At 62.7% G+C, this 16,464-nt stretch carries 17 protein-coding genes; 3 read left to right on the top strand and 14 right to left on the bottom strand.

The genetic code is table 11. The annotated features are described in order from the left end of the window. The first annotated feature begins 117 nt into the window (after positions 1–117). Positions 118–1,116, top strand: a complete 999-nt coding sequence (locus ACU5AZ_RS14360; RefSeq protein ID WP_446823029.1) for an MDR family oxidoreductase — start codon at positions 118–120, stop codon at positions 1,114–1,116. A 12-nt stretch (positions 1,117–1,128) separates the two neighbouring features. Here ACU5AZ_RS14360 and ACU5AZ_RS14355 read toward each other — a convergent pair whose 3' ends face one another. The 8 genes from ACU5AZ_RS14355 to ACU5AZ_RS14320 form a co-directional block, all read right to left on the bottom strand. Further along, on the bottom strand, positions 1,129–1,479 hold the full coding sequence (locus tag ACU5AZ_RS14355) for an ArsR/SmtB family transcription factor (protein WP_446823028.1): 351 nt from the start codon (positions 1,477–1,479) through the stop codon (positions 1,129–1,131). A 147-nt stretch (positions 1,480–1,626) separates the two neighbouring features. Then, on the bottom strand, positions 1,627–2,034 hold the full coding sequence (locus tag ACU5AZ_RS14350) for a F0F1 ATP synthase subunit epsilon (RefSeq protein WP_446823027.1): 408 nt from the start codon (positions 2,032–2,034) through the stop codon (positions 1,627–1,629). Between the two features lie 68 nt (positions 2,035–2,102). Further along, complete coding sequence (atpD, locus tag ACU5AZ_RS14345; RefSeq protein ID WP_446823026.1) at positions 2,103–3,545, bottom strand: F0F1 ATP synthase subunit beta; 1,443 nt, start codon at positions 3,543–3,545, stop codon at positions 2,103–2,105. 22 nt (positions 3,546–3,567) lie between these two features. Then, a complete protein-coding gene (locus tag ACU5AZ_RS14340; protein WP_446823025.1) occupies positions 3,568–4,452 on the bottom strand; it encodes a F0F1 ATP synthase subunit gamma in 885 nt (294 codons plus the stop codon). Positions 4,453–4,486: 34 nt separating this feature from the next. Then, entirely contained in the window at positions 4,487–6,016 is a 1,530-nt protein-coding gene (gene atpA / locus ACU5AZ_RS14335) for a F0F1 ATP synthase subunit alpha (RefSeq protein ID WP_446823024.1), read from the bottom strand. Continuing rightward, entirely contained in the window at positions 6,016–6,582 is a 567-nt protein-coding gene (locus ACU5AZ_RS14330) for a F0F1 ATP synthase subunit delta (protein WP_446823023.1), read from the bottom strand. The genes atpA and ACU5AZ_RS14330 overlap by 1 nt, the downstream gene beginning before the upstream one ends. Positions 6,583–6,853: 271 nt before the next feature. Further along, positions 6,854–7,237 carry an AGROH133_08824 family phage infection protein gene (locus tag ACU5AZ_RS14325; RefSeq protein ID WP_446823022.1) on the bottom strand — a complete coding sequence of 128 codons (384 nt, stop codon included), beginning with the start codon at positions 7,235–7,237 and terminating at the stop codon, positions 6,854–6,856. 79 nt (positions 7,238–7,316) lie between these two features. Next, positions 7,317–9,551 (bottom strand): primosomal protein N', encoded by a 2,235-nt coding sequence (locus ACU5AZ_RS14320; protein ID WP_446823021.1) that lies wholly within the window; start codon positions 9,549–9,551, stop codon positions 7,317–7,319. Between the two features lie 122 nt (positions 9,552–9,673). Between ACU5AZ_RS14320 and ACU5AZ_RS14315 the strand changes: the two genes are divergently transcribed. Together ACU5AZ_RS14315 and ACU5AZ_RS14310 are read left to right on the top strand one after the other, a co-directional pair. Further along, the gene (locus ACU5AZ_RS14315) at positions 9,674–10,612 is read left to right on the top strand and encodes a tyrosine recombinase XerC (protein ID WP_446823020.1); all 939 of its coding nucleotides are present in this window, start codon (positions 9,674–9,676) and stop codon (positions 10,610–10,612) included. 92 nt (positions 10,613–10,704) lie between these two features. Beyond that, complete coding sequence (locus ACU5AZ_RS14310; protein WP_446823019.1) at positions 10,705–11,787, top strand: TraB/GumN family protein; 1,083 nt, start codon at positions 10,705–10,707, stop codon at positions 11,785–11,787. Positions 11,788–11,815: 28 nt separating this feature from the next. Here the strand turns inward: ACU5AZ_RS14310 and ACU5AZ_RS14305 are convergent, their stop codons facing one another. The 6 genes from ACU5AZ_RS14305 to ACU5AZ_RS14280 form a co-directional block, all read right to left on the bottom strand. Next, complete coding sequence (locus ACU5AZ_RS14305; protein WP_446823018.1) at positions 11,816–12,325, bottom strand: cytochrome b; 510 nt, start codon at positions 12,323–12,325, stop codon at positions 11,816–11,818. A 116-nt stretch (positions 12,326–12,441) separates the two neighbouring features. Beyond that, positions 12,442–13,848, bottom strand: coding sequence for a dihydrolipoyl dehydrogenase (gene lpdA, locus ACU5AZ_RS14300; protein ID WP_446823017.1), 1,407 nt, complete (start codon positions 13,846–13,848; stop codon positions 12,442–12,444). A gap of 25 nt (positions 13,849–13,873) precedes the next feature. After that, positions 13,874–14,626, bottom strand: a complete 753-nt coding sequence (locus ACU5AZ_RS14295; RefSeq protein ID WP_446823016.1) for an SDR family oxidoreductase — start codon at positions 14,624–14,626, stop codon at positions 13,874–13,876. Then, positions 14,619–15,110: a hypothetical protein gene (locus ACU5AZ_RS14290; RefSeq protein WP_446823015.1), complete on the bottom strand. Its 492-nt coding sequence runs from the start codon at positions 15,108–15,110 to the stop codon at positions 14,619–14,621. The genes ACU5AZ_RS14295 and ACU5AZ_RS14290 overlap by 8 nt, the downstream gene beginning before the upstream one ends. A 22-nt stretch (positions 15,111–15,132) precedes the next feature. Then, positions 15,133–15,768: a LysE family transporter gene (locus ACU5AZ_RS14285; RefSeq protein ID WP_446823014.1), complete on the bottom strand. Its 636-nt coding sequence runs from the start codon at positions 15,766–15,768 to the stop codon at positions 15,133–15,135. Positions 15,769–15,788: 20 nt separating this feature from the next. Then, complete coding sequence (locus tag ACU5AZ_RS14280; RefSeq protein WP_446823013.1) at positions 15,789–16,400, bottom strand: LysE family translocator; 612 nt, start codon at positions 16,398–16,400, stop codon at positions 15,789–15,791. Positions 16,401–16,464: the final 64 nt, after the last annotated feature.

The following is a 16,464-nucleotide window of genomic DNA, read 5'->3' as shown; positions in this document are numbered from 1 at the left end:
GGCGTAGCCTCTCCCCCCTCCCTCGACAAGGCCAAAAACCCGCCCGCAGCATTGGCAGACGCAGCCGCATTTGTCACAGTGACCTCCAATGATAGAACAAACTGGAGGAAGTCACCGATGTCATTCACCGCCATGGTCGTCGACAAGGCCGAAGACGGCACGATCAGCCAGTCCATCCAGACGCTTGACGAAAGCCGCCTCCCCGATGGCGACGTGACCGTCGCGGTCGAATATTCGGCGGTCAACTACAAGGACGGCCTCTGCCTGACGGGCAAGGGCGGACTGGTGCGGCAGTTTCCGCATATTCCGGGCGTGGACTTTGCCGGGACGGTCGAGACTTCCAGTGATCCGCGCTACACGCCGGGCGACAAGGTGGTTCTGACCGGCTGGCGCGTCGGCGAGGTCTGGTGGGGCGGCTATGCCACCAAGGCACGGCTGAAGGCGGATTGGCTGGTGCCGCTGCCCGCGGCCCTGACGACCCGTCATGCCGCGGCAATCGGCACCGCCGGCCTGACCGCGACACTGGCCATCATGGCTCTGGAGGCTCACGGCCTGACGCCGGAAAGCGGCGAGGTGCTGGTGACCGGTGCCGCCGGCGGGGTTGGCTCCATGGCCGTCGCCCTGCTCGCCAGACGCGGTTACCAGGTCGCGGCCGTCACCGGAAGACCGGAGACTGCCGACTACCTCACCTCGCTCGGCGCATCCACGATCGTCGACCGGCAGGAACTTGCGGAGACCACGCCGAAGCCGCTGGAATCGGAACGCTGGGCCGGTGTGATCGACAATGTCGGCGGCGACATCCTCGGACGTGTTCTGAAGCAGGTGAAGCGCAACGGCTCGGTGGCCGCCATCGGCCTTGCCGCCGGCGCGGCGGTTCCATCCTTCACCGTCACGCCTTTCCTGCTCCGCGGCGTCAACCTTCTCGGCATCGACTCCGTCATGCAGCCCTATGAGAACCGCGTCAAAGCCTGGGCGCGCATCGCCGAGGACCTGCCGTCGGCGATGACGGAAGCCATCATTTCGGATCACACGTTGAAGGAATTGCCGGCGCTCGCTACGGATATCCTGAAGGGACAGGTGCGCGGACGAGCCGTCATCGATGTCAACAAGTCGTAGGCGGAGGGAAAATCAGGCTTCCACGGCCTGCGGCTTGCAGAACATGTTGTAGAGCGCGCCGATGACGTTGGTGATTTCCGGCTTGGCGATGCTGTAGAAGATCTGCCGGCCTTCGCGACGCGTCTGGACAAGCTGTTCGAGGCGCAGGCGCGCCAGTTGCTGCGACACCACCGCCTGCTGCAGGCCGAGGCCGGCCTCGAGTTCGCTCACGGTGCGTTCGCCGTCGACCAGCATGCAGAGGATGAGAAGCCGGGTCTCATGCGAAATCGCCTTCAGAAAATCACTTGCGTTGCGTGCGTGCGATGCGAGTTCGTCCAGCTCATGCTTGGAGGGGCCCGCCTGGATCTCAGCGACGTCGGTCATGTGCTTCTTCGATTTTGCCTGAATTGCCGGTCAAGGCGCTATTTCAATCATACTTGATTAACGCAGACAAGTCTTAGCAGACCTGGCCGCAAATGACAAAGCGGCCCCGAAGGACCGCTTTCTCGATAAAGATCAAATGGGACGATTTCAGGCCGGAATGATGGTGCCGTTGAGATGCGTCAGCTCATCGAGGAACTGCTCGATGGCCGAGCGGTGCTCGTGGCTTTCAGCGCGTTCCAGCTCCTTGCGGGCAGCTTCGATACGCTTCTCGATGTCTTCCCGGTTGAGGTCGGTCATCGCGACGGCGGATTCTGCCAGCAGCGTGCAGCCTTCCTGAACGATGTCGGCAAAGCCACCGAATACGACGTAATCGGTCACAGTGCCCGATGCCGCGGTGACCTTGACGACGCCCGGCTTGATCGTGGTCATGACCGGTGCGTGATTGGCCATAACCGTCATCTCGCCTTCGGTCGCCGGGATGACGACAGCGCTCACCTCTTCCGAGACGAGCAGCTTTTCGGGCGAAACCAGTTCAAACTTGAAATTGGCGGCCATGACGGATCACTTCTTCTGTTTCTTGGCAATGGCGGACGGCGCGGCGAACCGCGCCGTTTCCAACATTATCAGGCAGCTTCAGCTGCGAGCTTCTTGGCCTTCTCGACGGCTTCTTCGATCGAGCCGACCATGTAGAAGGCAGCTTCCGGCAGGTGGTCGTATTCGCCGGCGACGAGGCCCTTGAAGCCCTTGATGGTGTCTTCGAGCGAGACGAGCTTGCCCGGAGAACCGGTAAAGACTTCGGCGACGTGGAACGGCTGCGACAGGAAGCGCTCGATTTTGCGGGCGCGGGCAACCGTCAGCTTGTCTTCTTCAGACAGTTCGTCCATGCCGAGGATGGCGATGATGTCCTGAAGCGACTTGTAGCGCTGCAGGGTCGACTGAACCTTACGAGCCACCTCGTAGTGCTCTTCGCCGACGATCATCGGGTCCAGCATGCGCGAGGTCGAGTCGAGGGGGTCCACGGCCGGGTAGATGCCCTTTTCGGCGATCGAACGGTTCAGGGTGGTCGTCGCATCCAGGTGGGCGAACGAGGTCGCCGGTGCCGGGTCGGTCAAGTCGTCGGCCGGAACGTAGATGGCCTGGACCGAGGTGATCGAGCCCTTGGTGGTCGAGGTGATGCGTTCCTGCAGCGCGCCCATGTCGGTCGCCAGCGTCGGCTGGTAACCCACGGCCGAAGGAATACGGCCGAGCAGAGCCGACACTTCGGAGCCTGCCTGGGTGAAACGGAAGATGTTGTCGACGAAGAACAGAACGTCCTGGCCCTGGTCGCGGAAGTGCTCGGCAACCGTCAGACCGGAGAGAGCGACGCGAGCGCGGGCGCCCGGCGGTTCGTTCATCTGGCCATAGACGAGTGCGCACTTCGAGCCGGCTGCGGAACCGTTATGTTCCTTCGGGTCGACGTTCACCTTGGATTCGATCATTTCGTGGTAAAGGTCGTTGCCTTCGCGGGTACGCTCGCCCACGCCGGCAAATACCGAGTAACCGCCGTGCGCCTTCGCCACGTTGTTGATCAGTTCCATGATGAGAACCGTCTTGCCCACGCCGGCGCCGCCGAACAGGCCGATCTTGCCGCCCTTGGCGTAAGGTGCGAGCAGGTCGACGACCTTGATGCCGGTAACCAGAATTTCGGATTCGGTGGACTGTTCCGTGTAGGACGGAGCAGGCTGGTGGATCGCGCGGGTCGTTGCCGCACCGATCGGGCCAAGCTCGTCAACCGGCTCGCCAATGACGTTCATGATGCGACCGAGCGTTTCGTCACCGACCGGAACGGAGATCGGCGCGCCTGCGTCGAACACTTCCTGGCCACGGACGAGACCTTCGGTGGAGTCCATGGCAATGGTGCGCACGGCATTTTCACCGAGATGCTGGGCGACTTCGAGAACCAGGCGGTTGTCGCCGATCTTGGTTTCGAGCGCGTTCAGGATGGACGGCAGTTCACCATCGAATGTTACGTCCACAACAGCGCCGATGACCTGGGTCACCTTGCCGACAGAACCGGATGCGGCCATAGTTGTTTCCTCTTTTCTAGCTTCAGAGCGCCTCGGCGCCCGAAATAATTTCAATCAATTCCTTGGTGATCTGAGCCTGGCGCTGACGGTTGTAGGACATCGTCAGCTTGTTGATCATATCACCGGCATTGCGCGTCGCATTGTCCATGGCGCTCATCTTGGCGCCCATTTCACCAGCGACATTCTCGAGAAGCGCGCGGAAGACCTGAACCGAGATATTGCGCGGGATCAGGTCGGACAGGATCGATGCCGCATCGGGTTCGTATTCATAAACCGCCGAAGAAGCTTCCGATGCGTCCGCCGTCACAGGCCCGGCACTGGCCGGGATCAGCTGCAGCGCCGTCGGCACCTGCAGGATAACCGACTTGAACTCGGAGTAGAACAGCGTGCAGACGTCGAACTCGCCCTTGTCGAACATGGCGATGATCTTCTTCGCAATCGCATCCGCGTTCTCGAAGCCGACCTTCTTGACGTCGCGCAGTTCCGTGCGCTCGACGATCTTGTCCGAGAACTCGCGACGAAGCGACTCATAGCCCTTCTTGCCGACCGTGTAGATCTTCACCGTCTTGCCGGCGGCGATCAACTTGCGGGCATGCTCGCGAGCAGCCTTGGAGATCTGCGCGTTGAAACCACCGCAAAGACCACGCTCGGCCGTGCAGACGACGAGCAGGTGCACGTCGTCCTTGCCGGTACCCGTCATCAGACGTGGCACGCTGTCGTCAGCCCCGACAGCCTGGGCAATGTTCGCAAGAACCTTGCCCATGCGCTGCGAGTAAGGCCGGGCAGCCTCGGCCGCCTCCTGCGCACGCCGAAGCTTCGCCGCGGCGACCATCTGCATCGCCTTGGTGATCTTCTGCGTCGCCTTGACGGAGGCGATCCGGTTTTTCAGATCCTTTAGTGAAGGCATCCGTTATCCGTCCTTGGTTAGATCCCTTGGGCCCTTACGAGAAGGACTTGGCGAAGGTGTCCAGAGCGGCTTTCAGCTTGCTCTTGGTGTCGTCGCTGATCGCCTTTTCGGTGCGGATCGTGTCGAGGACCGCGGAACCTTCCGAACGCATGTAGGACAGAAGACCCTGCTCGAAGCGACCGACATCGGTGACCGGCAGCTTGTCGAGGTAGCCGTTGACGCCGGCGAAGATCACCGCGACCTGCTCTTCCGTCTTCAGCGGCGAGAACTGCGGCTGCTTCAGGAGCTCGGTCAGACGTGCACCGCGGTTCAAGAGGCGCTGGGTGGCGGCGTCGAGGTCCGAGCCGAACTGCGCGAACGCGGCCATTTCACGGTACTGGGCGAGCTCGCCCTTGATCGAACCGGCAACCTGCTTCATCGCCTTGATCTGCGCGGCGGAACCGACGCGGGAAACCGACAGACCGACGTTAACGGCCGGACGGATGCCCTGGAAGAACAGGTTGGTTTCGAGGAAGATCTGGCCGTCGGTGATCGAGATCACGTTGGTCGGGATATAGGCCGAAACGTCGTTTGCCTGCGTTTCGATGACCGGGAGAGCGGTCAGCGAGCCGGCGCCGTTGGCGTCGCTGAGCTTTGCAGCGCGCTCCAGCAGACGGGAGTGGAGGTAGAAAACGTCGCCCGGATAGGCTTCGCGGCCCGGCGGACGGCGCAGCAGCAGCGACATCTGGCGGTAGGCAACGGCCTGCTTGGAAAGGTCGTCGTAACCGATCAGGGCGTGCTGACCATTGTCACGGAAGTACTCGCCCATGGCGCAGCCTGCGAACGGAGCGAGGAACTGCATCGGAGCCGGATCAGACGCGGTCGCCGCGATGACGATCGAGTACTTCAGGGCGCCGCGTTCTTCGAGGACCTTCACGAACTGGGCGACGGTCGAACGCTTCTGGCCGACGGCGACATAGACGCAGTAAAGCTTGTCGGCTTCCGGACCGTTGTCGTGGATCGGCTTCTGGTTCAGGATCGTGTCGAGGATGATCGCGGTCTTGCCGGTCTGGCGGTCGCCGATGACCAGCTCGCGCTGGCCGCGGCCGACCGGGATCAGGGCGTCGATAGCCTTCAGGCCCGTGGACATCGGCTCATGAACCGACTTGCGCGGAATGATGCCCGGAGCCTTGACGTCGACGCGTGCGCGACGGGTGGCGTTGATCGGGCCCTTGCCGTCGATCGGATTGCCGAGCGCGTCAACGACGCGGCCGAGCAGTTCCGGACCAACCGGAACGTCCACGATGGCGCCGGTCCGCTTGACGGTGTCGCCTTCCTTGATGTCACGGTCCGAACCGAACACGACGACGCCGACGTTGTCGGCTTCGAGGTTCAGCGCCATGCCGCGAATTCCGCCCGGGAATTCGACCATTTCGCCGGCCTGGACATTGTCGAGGCCGTAGACGCGGGCAATACCGTCACCGACGGAGAGCACCTGGCCAACTTCGGAAACTTCAGCTTCCTTGCCGAAATTTTTGATTTGATCTTTGAGAATTGCGGAAATTTCCGCGGCGCGGATATCCATCAGCCAACCTCTTTCAGTGAAAGCTTAAGAGTGGAAAGTTTGGTGCGAAGGGAGGTATCGATCTGGCGGGACCCCACCTTGACGATCAGGCCGCCAAGCAGGGAGGGATCGACCGTCAGGTTGACGGCGACGTCCTTGCCGGTAACGCCCTTCAGCGCCTCCTTCAATTCGATGACCTGCGCGTCGGAAAGCGCATGCGCCGAGGTCACGTCGGCGGAAACTTCACCGCGATTGCGGGCAGCGATCAGGCGAAACGCCCGGATCATGCCCGGCAGTGCGAACAGACGGCGGTTCTTGGCGACCACCTTCAGGAAATTGGCGACGAGTCCCGTAACGCCCGCCTTCTCGCAGATTGCGGACATGGCAGCGAACTGGTCGTCGGCAGAAAAGACAGGGCTTTCGACGAGGCGCTTGAAATCGGCGCTTTCGTCAATCATCGCCTGGAAGCCGTCGAGGTCGGCCTGAACGGCATCGACCGAACCGCTCTCTGAAGCCAGATCAAACAGCGATGCGGCGTATCTTTCCGCAACACCGGAAACGAGCTGGGATGTATCTGCCACGGGCACAAATTCCCTGATTTTATTCCAAGGCGGGCCTCATCAATACTGACGAAGTCTAAGCCATTGAAATTGTTTCTCTTTTTATCGGGAATGGCGAAAATTGTCCCCTCGCACTCCCGCTTTTCGGGGTCCGTCTAGCATAGGATGTTGGGACTCGCAACACGCCCGACAAGGGGAAAATGCGTTTACAGGCGCTTTCCTGCGACAAAACGACTTTGCGGTTCAGGAAATGACAAGCGTCAAGGGAGTTTATCCCCGTGGAGCACCCATCGCTAGACTACTGAAAAAGGCCGAAAACATAGCCGAGCGGCAGTCCGCCCAGCACCAGTTGCAGGAGCAGCGGAAGCAGTGTTCTCAGACCGAAGGCGCGGTCGACCAGGAGCGACAGGATTCGGCCGAACAGGGCGGCCGCGAACGCCGCGCCGAGCGCCAGATAGATCCAGTCCTGTGCGAGCATGATGGCCGCAACGCCGAAGCCGAGATAGAAGCCACCGATCGTCGAGCGGGCCTCCGTGAGGCCGGCCGCAGCGGTCGGCTGCAGCGAGAGAAGGCGAAGACCGAGGCCAGGCGCAAGCAGCACCACGAGACCAAGAAGAGCGGTCACCGTCGCTGCCGCAAAGGCAAGCTGCTCACCGAACTGTTCCGGAAAATAAAACTCCATCGAAAACTCCCCGCATGCGCCGAATCGCCGTTGTTCTTCTTATCGCATGCCATCCGCGGCGACGAAAAGACGGGGTTTTTCAGAGAAAGCTTTGCGGATCGATATCGACCTGAACCTGGATGGAGCCGCGTTCCTTCGGACCCTTGGCCAGCATCTCCTTCAGGAAAGCCTGCATGTCCGAATTGCGCCGGCCATGAACCAGCAGGCGGAAACGATGACGTCCGCGGACCAGCGCCAGCGCCGCTTCCGCCGGACCGAGCACGGCGATGCCCGAGACATGCGGCGCCGCGGCACGCAGCGCGCGCGCATGATTTTCGGCATCCGCCCGGTTTTCGGCCGAAACGATGAGGGAGGCCAGCCGTCCGAAGGGCGGCAGCAGCGCCTTTTCGCGCTCGTTGATTTCACGGTCGTAGAAGGCTTCGGCATTGCCGGAGACGATCGCCTGCATAACCGGATGCTGGGGCTGATAGGTCTGGATGAGCCCGTGGCTTTTCAGACCCGACCGCCCCGCGCGACCCGTTACCTGCGAGAGAAGCTGGAAGGTCCGCTCCGCCGCCCGCGGATCGCCGTTCGATAGGCCGAGATCGGCATCGACGATGCCGACCAGCGTCATCAGCGGAAAGTTGTGACCCTTGGCGACCAGCTGTGTGCCGATGACGATGTCGACCTCGCCCTTCTCGATCGCCTCGAGCTCCAGCCGCAGCCGCTTCACGCCGCCGGTCATGTCGGACGACAGGACGATGATGCGCGCCTCCGGGAAGTGCTTCTCCACCTCCTCGGCGATCCGCTCGACGCCCGGTCCGCAGGCGACCAGATGGTCGAGCGTGCCGCATTCCGGACAAGCATCCGGCGTCTTCTCGAAATAGCCGCACTGGTGGCACTGAATCTGCCCCTTGAAGCGGTGCTCGACCAGCCAGCTGGAGCAGTTCGGGCACTGGAAGCGGTGCCCGCAGACCCGGCAAAGCGTCAGCGGCGCATAGCCCCGGCGGTTGAGGAACAAGAGCGCCTGTTCCTCCTTCTCCAGCGTCTTCTTGATACCGCGCAGCATGACCGGCGACAGGAAGCCGCCGCGCTCCGGCGCATGCCGGCGCATGTCGATCAGATGCAGGTCCGGCATCGCCGCATCGCCGAAGCGGGTCGGCAGATGCACAGGCTCGTAGCGCCCCGACAGCGCGTTCACCTGGCTCTCGACCGAGGGCGTGGCCGAAACGAGCACGATCGGAAAATCGTCGATCCGTCCGCGCACCACGGCCATGTCGCGGGCATTGTAGAAGACCCGGTCTTCCTGCTTATAGGCAGGGTCATGCTCTTCGTCGACGATGATCAGGCCGAGGTTCTCGAACGGCAGGAACAGCGCCGAACGGGCGCCAGCCGCCACCTTCACCTCGCCGGTCGTCACCTGCCGCCAGACCTTCTCGCGGGTGCGCGGCGCCAGGTCGGAATGCCACTCGGCAGGCTTGGAGCCAAACCGGTCCTGAAAACGCTCAAGGAAGCTGGAGGTGAGCGCGATTTCCGGCAGCAGGATCAGCACCTGCCGGCCCTGCCTCAGTGTCTCGGCGATCGCCTCGAAATAGACTTCCGTCTTGCCCGAGCCCGTCACCCCGTCGATCAGGGAGACGGAAAAACCGCCCTTGCGGACTTGGCTGCAAATCTCTTCGGCCGCCTCCTTTTGCGGCCCTTCGAGCCGCGGCGCGGTATAGTCCGGATCGGGAGGTGCGACCACCGGCGGCGGCGGCAGGAAGACGGTTTCAAACAGCCCTTGAGCGATCAGACCATCGACGACGCTGGCCGAAACGCCCGCCGCCCGCGCAAGACCGGTCCGGGTCCAGGAAAGCCCGTCGCCGGCAAGCTCCAGCACCCGCTCGCGCGCCGCCGTCTTGCGTTCCGGCTCTCCGCCCAGATAACGCAGCCCCTCCACCATCGGCTCGGGCTCGAAGGCCGCCGGCGCGCGAAGCGCCATCCGCGCCACCAGACCCGGCGGCGACAGGGTGTAGGCGGCGAGCCAGTCGAGGAACCGGCGCATGCCATTTGTCAGCGGCGGGCAGTCGAAGGCATGCGTGATCGGCCGGATCTTCTTCGGATCGACACCCTTCTCCGCCCCGCTATCGTCCCAGACGACGCCAATCACCTGCCGCGGTCCCAGCGGCACCTGCACGATCGAGCCGGGCTCGACATGCATCCCGGCAGGCACCTTGTAGGAATAGGGCACGGGTGCGGGCATCGGCACGAGCACGGGCACGACGCGTTCCGCCGCGCCATCTTCGAACAGCGCGCCAAACAGGTTTTCGGAATGTGAAGGCGAATCCTTTGACATTGCCGCAGACATTGCCCCGACAGCGGCCGAAAGAAAACCGCCCTGCCCGCCTATTAGCAAATCTCTAACCGTAAAGAGGCAGGATGGCTTGATATGTTTTCCTTGTTTTTTCGGGGGTTGAGTTGGACGGTCTTCTGATCATTGCAGATCCCTTCATGGCGGCGATCCGCAAGGCGTGGCTGGAAAGCCTCGAGCAGGAGCGACGTCTCTCCCCGAAGACGATCGAGGCCTATGAGCGCGACACCCGCCAGTTCCTGCAATTCCTGACGAAGCATCTCGGCGGCCCCGTCCGCATCAAGGACATCACGGCATTGCGTCCGGCGGACCTGCGTGCCTTCCTCGCCCATCGCCGCCGTGAACACGATGTCGGCGCCCGCTCGCTCGGGCGAAACCTCGCCGGGCTGCGCTCCTTCCTGCGCTATCTGGAGAAGAAGGGGCTGGTAAATGCCGCCGGCGCCGGTGCGATCCGCTCGCCGAAACAGCCGAAATCACTGCCGAAGCCGCTTTCCGGCAGCCAGGCACTTAACGTCGTCAGCCAGGACGCGCAGATGAACGCCGAACCGTGGATCGCCGCCCGCGACGCCGCCGTCCTGGCGCTGCTCTACGGCTGCGGCCTGCGTATATCCGAGGCTCTCGGCCTGACGCCGACAGCCATTCCGGCCGGCGCGCGCAGCCTGCGCATCACCGGCAAGGGCGGCAAGACCCGGCTGGTGCCGCTGCTTGCCGCCGTCCACGAAGCCGTCGAAAGCTATATGAAGCTCTGCCCCTATCATCTCGATCCGCAAAAGCCGCTGTTTCGTGGCGCCCGCGGCGGACCACTGCAGCCGGCCATCATCCAGCGCGAAATGCAGAAACTCCGCAGCGCGCTCGGCCTGCCGGACACCGCGACGCCGCACGCGCTGCGCCACTCCTTTGCCACACATCTTCTGGCCGGCGGCGGTGACCTACGCACCATCCAGGAGCTGCTCGGCCATGCCAGCCTGTCGACCACGCAGGTCTATACCGGCATCGACACGGCACGGCTGCTTGACGTTTACGATCGCGCCCATCCACGCGCCTGAGCCGCCCCGCCGTTAACCAACCGCGTTAAGCCTTTGTGAGCCGCCGGCGGATAAGCTTCGCCGACGATATCGACGAAGCACGGAAAAGCGAAATGCAGGACAAGACCATCTCCGCTCGCCGCGGACCTGTCGACCTCATGGCCGGGTCGACACTCTTCCTGATTGCCGCTTTCCACGTTCTGATGGCAATCAGCCTGGTCTTCGTGCTCGCCAGCATTTCGCCGGCCCATGCCGCTGGCGACAACTGCACCGGGCGCGACCTTGTCCCGCTTCTGCGCCAGAACGATCCGGCGGCCTACGCCAAGATGGAAGCGGCTGCCAACGCCACACCGAATCGCAACGGTATTTTCTACCGGATCGAAAAAGACGGCGTCGCGCCATCCTATCTGCTTGGCACCATGCATGTGACCGATCCGCGCGTGCTTGCCATGCCGCAGGCGGCGCAGACGCCGGTGACGCAGGCAAAGACGATCATCATCGAAACCGACGAGGTTCTCGACGAGAAGAAATCCACTGCGACGCTTCTCAGCCGGCCTGACCTGACGATGTTTACCGATGGCTCGACCATCACATCGCTGCTCGACGACAAGGAGACCGCGGAACTGGATGCCGGCCTGAAGGAGCGGGGCATCCCGCTTGCCAGCGTCAAGCTGATGAAGCCCTGGCTGATCGCAAGCTTCGTCGCCCTCCCCGCCTGCGAAATGGCGCGCAAGGCCGGCGGCGCCTCCTTCCTCGACAAGAAGATCGCCGAGGACGCCGTCTCCCGCGGCCAGACGGTCGCCGGGCTGGAAACCATGGTCGAACAGTTGCAGGCCATGGCCGACCTGCCGGCGGAATTCCACATCAAGTCGCTGATCGCCACGTTGAACATGGGCGACAAGCTGCAGGACGTAATGGAGACGATGACCGACCTCTACCTCGCCGGCGATATCGGCATGATCATGCCGATGCTCGAAGCCGTCTCACCCGAACCGGACGCATCGGAGGCGGACAGCTACGCCTCCTTCGAAAAGCGGATCGTGACCGACCGCAACAAGGTAATGGCCGAGCGTGCGGCGCCCTATCTGGAAAAGGGCGGCGCATTCATGGCCGTCGGCGCTCTGCACCTGCCGGGCAAGGACGGTCTCGTCGAACTCTTCCGCCGGCAGGGCTACACGATGACTGCGCTCGACTGAACCGTCGGCCGCCCAACCACAGCGGCTGTCAGGCTTTGACGCCGCTGGTCATGCGCTTCAGGACATCCGTCTTCCAGTAGAAGTGATGGATCAGCGCGGCACCCACATGCGCCACGATCAGCACCCAGAGGATCAGCTTCAGCGGCCCGCCATGCAGGAAGCCGGCCGTCTCGTTGCCGAAATAGTAGGCGCCGATGCCGGCCAGCGGCATGATGAAGAACAGGATGTAGAAGGTGCCGTGCGCCAGTGTGGAAAGCAGCTTCGCCACGGGCGGCTCGTCGGCGGGCGCCGGCGGAGCGCCCTGCACCAGGCGGAAGGCAAGCCGGATCAACGCCAGGGCAAGCACCGCAATGCCCACATAGGCATGGATGTTGGCCGATCCCACCACGTCCGCGTCGGCGGTGCCACCGTCGCGCACAGCGCGGCTCCACTTTTCCATCCCGTCGGAGAAAATCAGGTTGAAGAAAATCAACAGTGCCATCAGCCAATGGATGGACCGCTGCGCGACACTATACGAAACTTGAGTATTGGACGCCATTTTTTCTTGCTCCGACAATAACTTAGTTGATGCCAGCACAATAAAAGCCGCAGCCTGAAATACAAGCTGCGGCTTGGAATATGACGAAGATTTAATTCTTGGCTTTTGTCAGCCAATCACATGTGGATCGGCTTGAAGAACGTCGCCAGCGCGGCTTCCTTGACGGCCTCCGACATGGTCGGATGCGCATGGCAGGTCCGGCCAAGATCTTCCGACGAACCGCCGAACTCCATCAGCACGGCCGCCTCGTGGATCATCTCGCCCGCGCCGTAGCCGACGATATGGGCGCCGAGCACGCGGTCGGTTTCCTTGTCGGCCAGGATCTTGACGAAGCCGTCCGTCGCCAGCATGGCGCGCGCGCGGCCATTGGCGGTGAACGGGAACTTGCCGACCTTGTAGGCCACTCCCGCGGCCTTCAGTTCTTCCTCGGTCTTGCCGACGGAAGCCACTTCCGGCTGGGTGTAGACGACGCTCGGGATGACGTCGTAATTCACATGGCCCGCCTGGCCGGCCAGGATCTCGGCCAGCGCCACGCCTTCGTCTTCGGCCTTGTGCGCCAACATCGGCCCCTTGACCACGTCGCCGATCGCGTAAATGCCCGTGACCGAGGTCTGATAATGGTTGTTGATTTCGACGCGGCCGGCCTTGTCGAGCACCACGCCGGCCTTGTCGAGACCGAGACCTTCGGTGAACGGCTTGCGGCCGGTGGCGACCAGCACGACATCGGCTTCGAGCGTCACGGCATCGCCGCCCTTGACAGGCTCATAGGTGACCTTCGCGCCCTTGCCGGACTTCTCGACACCCGTCACCTTGGCCGACAGCTGGAATTCGAAGCCCTGCTTCGCCAGCATGCGCTGGAACTGCTTGGAGACCTCGCCGTCCATCGGACCGAGGATCTTGTCCAGGTATTCGACGACCGTGACCTGCGCGCCAAGGCGCGACCAGACGGAGCCGAGTTCCAGACCGATGACACCGCCGCCGACGACGATCATCTTCTGCGGCACCTTCTCGAGCGCGATCGCGCCGGTCGAGGACACGATCACCTTCTCGTCGATGTCGACGGACAGACCCGGAATGCCGGCAACATCCGAACCGGTGGCGATGACGATGTTCTTCGCTTCCAGTTCCTTCACGTCGCCGCTGTCGCTGGTCACTGAAACCTTGCCCTCGCCGAGAACCTTGCCGGTGCCCAGGAAGGTGTCGATCTTGTTCTTCTTGAACAGGAACTGCACACCGTCGACGTTGGACTTAACGGTGTTGTCCTTGTGGGTCAGCATCTTGGCGAGGTTGAGCTTCGGCTTGGAGACTTCCACGCCGAGTTCTTCGATGCCGTGAGCGGTATGGGCATAGACCTCGGAGGCGTGCAGCAGCGCCTTCGAAGGAATGCAGCCGATGTTGAGGCAGGTACCGCCGAACGTAGCGCGCTTCTCGATCACCGCAACCTTCAGGCCAAGCTGTGCGGCCTTGATTGCGCAGACATAACCGCCGGGGCCGGTTCCGATCACGACGACATCATAAGACATTGAACTTCCTTCCTTGGCTGGCGGACTATCTGCCGCCGGTCACATTAAGCACGGCACCCGTGACGTAGGATGCCTCGTTGGACAAAAGAAACACGATCGTGCTCGCCACTTCCTCCGGCTCGCCGGCCCGCTTCATGGGAACGGCATGCGCCAGATCGTGCGCACGATTGGGATTGCCGGCATCCGCCTGGATGTCGGTATGGATAAGGCCGGGACGCACCGCATTGACGCGAATGCCCTCGTCGGCGACTTCCTTGGCGAGACCGAGCGTGAACACGTCGATCGCCCCCTTGGAAGCGGCATAGTCGACGAATTCGCCGGGCGAGCCGAGCATGGCCGCCGCCGAAGACAGATTGACGATCACGCCGCCCTCCCCGCCGTGACGGGTCGACATGCGCTTGACCGCTTCCGCCGCCACGCGCATCGGTCCGAGAACGTTGACCTTGAACATGCGCTCGATGCGCTCGCGGCTCATCTCGTCGACGCGGACCGGCATGCCGATGATGCCGGCATTGTTGACCAGCCCGTCGAGGCGGCCGAAGGCGTTGTCGACAACGTCGTAGATCGCCGCGATATCCTCCTCCTCGGAGGCATCCCCCTGCACGGCAAGCGCTTCGCCGCCCATCGCCTTGATCCGGTCGACGACCGATTGGGCCGCTTCGGCGTTGCGCACGAAATTGACGGCGACCCGCCAGCCCTGCTTGGCCGCGAGAATGCAAACGGCGGCGCCGATGCCCCGGCTGCCGCCGGTCACGAGAAGAACGGGTCCGTCAGCCATTCGCGCAACCTTTCAGCTTGAACACATCCCAAGGGGCGACGGATGCCTTTTCCGCTCCCCAGGCGGAGGAGAAGCGCAGCGCGAGGCCGAAGCCCGGCAGCAACAACTGGCCGGCCGCATCCGCGCCTTCCGGCGGCAGAAGGTCAACATTGCCGCTGTCGTCAACCGCATAGATGACGCCTTCCCAGACGGTGCAGGCCCGAATGTCGGCGCCGGTCACGTCGCCATCCGGGCAGTTGTAGAACACCACGCCCTCGGTGCGCGAGACCTCGTCGGTGATCATCACATTGCCGTCGAGCACCACCTCGGTCTTCGGAACGGAAATATCGAACAGGTGGCTGGTTGCCGCGGCATCGGACTTGACCGGCTTGAAGGTCAGCTCGAAGCCGGCTTCCGGCTCCGCGTAGACGGCAAATTCCTGTCGGCACTCTTCCGCGCCCGCCAGGCCCGGAAGGCCAAGCAGGGCACCAAAGACGACCGCCATGTGCCGCTGCGGTTCCATCGCGTCAGCCTGCCTTCTCCGTCGCGAGCTTCAGCCCGAAGGCGATAAAGACCGCGCCGCTTGCCCGGTTGATCCACTTGCTGGCGCGCTCGAAAGACGCGCGCATGCGGGGAATGGTCAGGAAGAAAGACATGGCGACGAACCATGCAATCAGGCAGCTGGCCATGACCAGTCCGTAGCCGAACTTGATCACAGCCGGCGTGTGCAGGCTGACGACCGTCGAGAAGATCGACAGGAAAAAGAACACCGGCTTCGGATTGAGCGCATTCGCCATGAAGCCCAGCGCAAAGCCCTTGGCCGCGGACTGCGCCTTGACTGCCGTCTCAGCAACCGGCGCATCGAGCGAGACCTTGCCGGCCCGGAACGACTGGATGCCGATATAGACGAGATAGGCGACACCGGCCCACTTGATGACGTTGAAGAGGAGGATCGACTGCGAGATGATAAGGCCCAAGCCGAGGATCGTGTAGGTCACATGGAACATCAGCGACGTGCCGATCCCAAAACTCGTCAGGATCGCTGCCTTGCGGCCGTGGACGATCGCCTGGCGCATGACCATCGCCGTATCAGCCCCCGGAGCGATGATGCCGAAGGAGAAGATCGCCATCAGCGACGCAAGTTCGATCAGGTACTGATGCATTCCGAAATCCTCTCTTGCGATCAGCGCGTTGCCAGCGCCAGCTTGACGCCGAGTGCACCGAAGGCCATGGCCGACGTGCGGCGGATCCAGCTCATTGCCCGCTCGCTGGCGAGAATGTAGGTGCGGACCCGTGCCGCAAAGACACCGTAACCGACAAACACGATGAATGTCATCAGCATGAAGACGCCGCCGAGCTCGAGCATCGTCAGAAGCGTATTGGGACTATCCGCCGGAATGAACTGCGGCAGGAAGGCAAGGAAGAAGATCGAAAGCTTCGGATTGAGGATGTTGATCAGGAAACCGGTACGGGCAATGCGGGCGAGGCCATAGGGTGTGGCGGCGGCTTCGAAACGGACCGGCCCTTTGTCGCGCAAGGTCATCCAGGCCAGGTAGATCAGGTAGGCGGCACCGGCAAACTTGAAACCCTGAAACACCAGCGCGCTGGTGTGCAGGATCGCGGCAAGGCCGAGAGACGAGGCAAGAATGTGCGGCACGATCCCGAGCGTACATCCGAAAGCGGCTGCCAGCGACTGGGTGCGGCCCTGACCGAGACCGGTCGAAACCGTGTAGAGAACGCCCGTACCCGGAGCCAGAACGACGATCAGCGCTGTCAGCAGAAATTCCGGAGTCATGGCGCCACCCTGCGTTGGAAACGAAGTCCGGACCGGCCATTGCTGGCCGGTCCGGGCAAATGTC

The organism is Rhizobium sp. PAMB 3182 (genome assembly GCF_052908355.1).
This window is presented reverse-complemented; position numbering and strand designations above follow the sequence as displayed.

What these genes read in the sequence shown, in the direction of transcription:
- ACU5AZ_RS14360 (WP_446823029.1), top strand. Translation starts at nt 118, where the DNA reads ATGTCATTCACCGCCATGGTCGTCGACAAGGCCGAAGACGGCACGATC.
- ACU5AZ_RS14355 (WP_446823028.1), bottom strand. Translation starts at nt 1,479, where the DNA reads ATGACCGACGTCGCTGAGATCCAGGCGGGCCCCTCCAAGCATGAGCTG.
- ACU5AZ_RS14350 (WP_446823027.1), bottom strand. Translation starts at nt 2,034, where the DNA reads ATGGCCGCCAATTTCAAGTTTGAACTGGTTTCGCCCGAAAAGCTGCTC.
- atpD (WP_446823026.1), bottom strand. Translation starts at nt 3,545, where the DNA reads ATGGCCGCATCCGGTTCTGTCGGCAAGGTGACCCAGGTCATCGGCGCT.
- ACU5AZ_RS14340 (WP_446823025.1), bottom strand. Translation starts at nt 4,452, where the DNA reads ATGCCTTCACTAAAGGATCTGAAAAACCGGATCGCCTCCGTCAAGGCG.
- atpA (WP_446823024.1), bottom strand. Translation starts at nt 6,016, where the DNA reads ATGGATATCCGCGCCGCGGAAATTTCCGCAATTCTCAAAGATCAAATC.
- ACU5AZ_RS14325 (WP_446823022.1), bottom strand. Translation starts at nt 7,237, where the DNA reads ATGGAGTTTTATTTTCCGGAACAGTTCGGTGAGCAGCTTGCCTTTGCG.
- ACU5AZ_RS14320 (WP_446823021.1), bottom strand. Translation starts at nt 9,551, where the DNA reads ATGTCAAAGGATTCGCCTTCACATTCCGAAAACCTGTTTGGCGCGCTG.
- ACU5AZ_RS14310 (WP_446823019.1), top strand. Translation starts at nt 10,705, where the DNA reads ATGCAGGACAAGACCATCTCCGCTCGCCGCGGACCTGTCGACCTCATG.
- ACU5AZ_RS14305 (WP_446823018.1), bottom strand. Translation starts at nt 12,325, where the DNA reads ATGGCGTCCAATACTCAAGTTTCGTATAGTGTCGCGCAGCGGTCCATC.
- lpdA (WP_446823017.1), bottom strand. Translation starts at nt 13,848, where the DNA reads ATGTCTTATGATGTCGTCGTGATCGGAACCGGCCCCGGCGGTTATGTC.
- ACU5AZ_RS14295 (WP_446823016.1), bottom strand. Translation starts at nt 14,626, where the DNA reads ATGGCTGACGGACCCGTTCTTCTCGTGACCGGCGGCAGCCGGGGCATC.
- ACU5AZ_RS14290 (WP_446823015.1), bottom strand. Translation starts at nt 15,110, where the DNA reads ATGGCGGTCGTCTTTGGTGCCCTGCTTGGCCTTCCGGGCCTGGCGGGC.
- ACU5AZ_RS14285 (WP_446823014.1), bottom strand. Translation starts at nt 15,768, where the DNA reads ATGCATCAGTACCTGATCGAACTTGCGTCGCTGATGGCGATCTTCTCC.
- ACU5AZ_RS14280 (WP_446823013.1), bottom strand. Translation starts at nt 16,400, where the DNA reads ATGACTCCGGAATTTCTGCTGACAGCGCTGATCGTCGTTCTGGCTCCG.